Source organism: Clavibacter tessellarius, assembly GCF_001618005.1.
Taxonomy (GTDB): Bacteria; Actinomycetota; Actinomycetes; order Actinomycetales; family Microbacteriaceae; genus Clavibacter; species Clavibacter tessellarius_A.
Genome location: NZ_LQXA01000052.1, coordinates 1 through 3,659 on the forward strand (window position 1 = coordinate 1; position 3,659 = coordinate 3,659).

Annotated in this window: 1 protein-coding gene and 1 pseudogene; both read left to right on the forward strand. The window is 80.5% G+C overall.

Annotated elements, in window-relative coordinates; genetic code table 11:
• Positions 1-2,522: transglutaminaseTgpA domain-containing protein (locus AWH51_RS13840; protein WP_063072649.1), on the forward strand; the 2,522-nt coding region annotated here is incomplete at its 5' end.
• A 105-nt stretch (positions 2,523-2,627) separates the two neighbouring features.
• Positions 2,628-3,659, forward strand: a pseudogene (locus AWH51_RS13845) (cell division protein FtsK); the annotation flags it as partial.

Consider the following 3,659-nt stretch of genomic DNA (forward strand, 5'->3'; position numbering starts at 1 on the left):
CCGGAGCGCGCGCCGGCGCCGCCGGGCGCGCCACCGGATCCCGCCGCCCCCGCGTCCCCGCCGGCTCCCGCGACCCCGGCCGCACCCTCGTCCCCGTGCTCGCGCTCGCCCTCCTCGCCGGCCTCGGCGCGGCGGCGTTCTGGCCCGTGCACCAGGACGCGTCGTTCCCGCGCATGGCCGCGATCACGATCGCCGTCGGCGCGGCCGTCGCGGTCGCGGGCGCGCGCCGGCGCTGGGGGAGCGCGGTGGTCGCGGGGATCGTCGTGGCGCTGTTCCTCCTCCTCGGCGTCCCGCTCGCGGTGCCCACGCGCGCCGTCGACGGCTGGCGTCCCACGCTCGGCGGGCTCGCGGACCTCGTGGAGGGCGCGTCCCTCGGGATCGTGCGGCTCCTGACGATCGCGCTGCCGGTCGGCGACTACCAGGCGCTCCTCGTGCCCGCCTTCGCGCTCCTGCTGCTCGCCGCCGTCATCGGCCCCACCGTCGCGCTGCGCTCCCGCCGGCCCGAGCTCGCGGTGATCCCGTCGCTCGTCGTCCTCGTCGTGGGCGCCGCCCTCGGCCCCGACCGCAGCCAGGGCCCGGACGCGCCCGACGCCTCGGGCCTCCTCGTCCCCGTCGCGCTGGCCTGGCTCGCGACGGCCCTGCTCTGGATCGCCCGCTGCCGCTGGCGCCGTCGGCACCGCGCGGTGCAGCGCCTGGGACGCGGATCCGGCGTGCCCCTCGAGTCGGCCGCGGACCGCCGCCGCTCGGGCGCGCGCGCCGGCGCATCCGCCGTCGCCGTGCTCGGCGTCGCGCTCGTCGCGGGCGTCGCCGCCGCGCACGCCCTGCCGCCCGAGGTCGCGCGCACGGGCCTCCGCTCCGCCGTCGAGCAGCCCTTCGACCCGCGCGACCAGATCAGCCCGCTCTCGTCCTTCCGCACCTACTGGAAGGAGCCCGCGGTCGACGCGACCCTGCTCACGGTGTCCGGCCTGCCCGCGGGCGGGCGGATCCGGCTGGCAGCGCTCGACACGTACGACGGCGTCGTCTACGGGGTCGGCGGCGCGCGCGGCGGGGAGGCGTCCCGCACCGGCCGGGCGTCCGGCACCTTCGCGCGCGTGCCGTACCGGCTCGACCAGCGGGGCGCGACGGGCGACGACATCGCGCTCGACGTCGTCATCGGCTCCTACCGCGGCGTCTGGCTGCCGGGTGCGGGCCGCCTGGAGCGCATCGGCTTCGACGGCCCCGGCTCCGGCCGCCTCGCCGACTCCTTCTACTACGACGACGCGATCGCGACGGGCGCCGTCGTCGGCGGGCTCGCGGAGGGCGACGCGTATCGCATCGAGGCGGTCGTCCCCGCGACCCCGCCGCTCGAGGCGCTCGCCGACGAGCGGCCGGGCGACGCCGTGGCGCCTAGGCCGACGGGCGTCCCGGATGCCGTGGCCGCGCGCGTCGACGTCTCCACGGCCGCACGCGACGGCGGCACCGCGGGCGGCGCGGACGCCGGGCTCGGCACGTCCGCGTCGCAGGGCGCGCAGCTCGTCGCCGCGATCTCCGCCCTCCGCGCCGACGGCTACGTGAGCCACGGCCTGGGCGACGCGCCCTTCAGCCGCTCGGGCCACTCCGCGGAGCGCATCGCCGACCTCCTCACCGCGCGGCCGATGCTCGGGGACGCGGAGCAGTACGCGGTCGCGGCGGCGCTCCTCGCCGACGACCTCGGCTTCCCGGTGCGCGTCGTCATGGGCTTCGCGCCCGGCGAGGCGGCCGTGCGGGACGCGGCGGGCGGGCCCGTCGCGGTGACCGGATCAGACGTCACGGCCTGGATCGAGGTCGACACGGCGTCCTCCGGCTGGGTCGCGGTGGACCCGAACCCGCCCGTCCGCGACGTGCCCGACGCCCTGCCCGACGAGCCCACCGAGGTCGCCCGCCCGCAGACCGTCCTGCCCCCGCCCGTCGAGGAGCAGGCCGAGCCCGACGACCGCACCCCGCCCGACGCGAGCCGCGACGACCGGCCCGAGGCGGATCCGACGCTCCGGGCCCTGCTCGCCGTCGTACGGGTCGCGGGCTGGTCGCTCCTCGCGCTGGGGCTCGCCGCCTCGCCGTTCCTCGCGGTCGTGGGCGCCAAGGCCGGGCGTCGACGGCGTCGGCGGCGCGCGCCGGCCGCGCGCGACCGGGTGGCGGGCGCCTGGGACGAGTTCCGCGATGGCGCGGTCGACCGTGGACTGGTGCCGCGCGTGCCGGCGACGCGCCGCGAGATCGCGGGCCTGGCCGGCGTCGGCGGCGCCCGCGGGCTCGCGGAGGTCGCGGACGAGTCCGTCTTCGCGCCCGGCGAGGTGCTGGATCCGCTCGCCGATGCCGCGTGGCGCCGTGCGGACGAGCTGGCCGCGCGCATGGACGCGGGGCGCACGCGGCGGCAGCGGCTGCGGGCGCTCGCGTCGACGGCGTCGCTGCGGATCGGGCGGGCCGGTCGGGGCGGGGCTCGTGGGCTGCAGGGGCTGCGCGGGCGTCGCGGGCCGCGCGGTGCGGGAGGGGCGCGCCCGGAGAGCTGACCGGCACCCGTCCGGCGCGCCCTCCCCAGCCGCGCGGCGGCGCTTCCCTCCACGGCGTCGGCCGCCGCGTCCGTCGGCGTCGCTCCGCCGTGGTGCCCTGGCCGCGTGGACATCGCCCCGCCGCCCTCGCCGCCGCCCGCCCCGCCGCCCCCGTTCCCCGTGCTCGGCGTGGCGGCCCCCCTCGTCGTCAGCGTCGCGGTGTGGGCCATCACCCGGTCGCCCTACGCCCTGCTGTTCGCCGCGCTCGGCCCGGTGGTCGCCGTCGCGGGCGTGGCCGACCAGCGCGTCGCCGCGCGCCGCGCTCGGCGACGGGCCGCCCGGGATCGCGAGGTCGCCCTCCTGCGGCTGCGCGAGGACGTCGAGACGCGCCTCTCCGCCGCGCGCCGGGCGCTCCTCTCCCGGGCGCCGTCCGCCCGCGACATCCTCGACGGGCGGGCGAACCCCGCCCTGCTGTGGCGGGCGGCCCCGGGCGCCGACGGCCCCGCGCCGCCGCTCGTCGTGGGATGCGGCGCCGTGCCGAGCGGCCTCGTCTGGCGCGGAGAGGCGGACGCCGTGCTGCCCGCGCCCCTGTCTCCTCGTCGGCCCGGGCGCGCCGCCGATGGCCTCGCGGCCCGCCGCCGCCGGGGCACCCGTCCGTGCACCCTGACGGGCGCGCGGACGGGTCCCGCGGATCCGCCGCTCTGGGCGGAGCACGTCCGCTGGATCCCCGACGCCCCCGTGCTCGCGTCGTCCGCGGGCGGGCTCGGCCTCCGCGGTCCCGCCGCCCTCGTCGCCCCCGTGCTGCGCGGCGCCGTCGTGCAGCTCGTGCACGCCCTCTCCCCGGACGACCTGCGCATCGACGCGCGGCCGCCGGGCGCGGAGTGGGCGTGGCTCGACCGCCTTCCCCACACCGCCGACGGTCCCCGCGCCGCCGACGGCCCCCGAGTCGGCGACGCGCCCGTGCGCCGGGATCCCGACGAGGACGTCGTCGCCGTGCACCTGCTCGTCCGCGGTCGTCCCGTCGTGCTCGCGTCCGCGTCGCGCGTGGAGTCGCTGCCGGCGGCATGCCGCACGGTGCTCGACCTGCACGGACCCGGCTCGGCGCACCTCCTCGCGGTGGATCCCGTCGGGGGCGCCCCATCCGAGACGCCGCCGCCC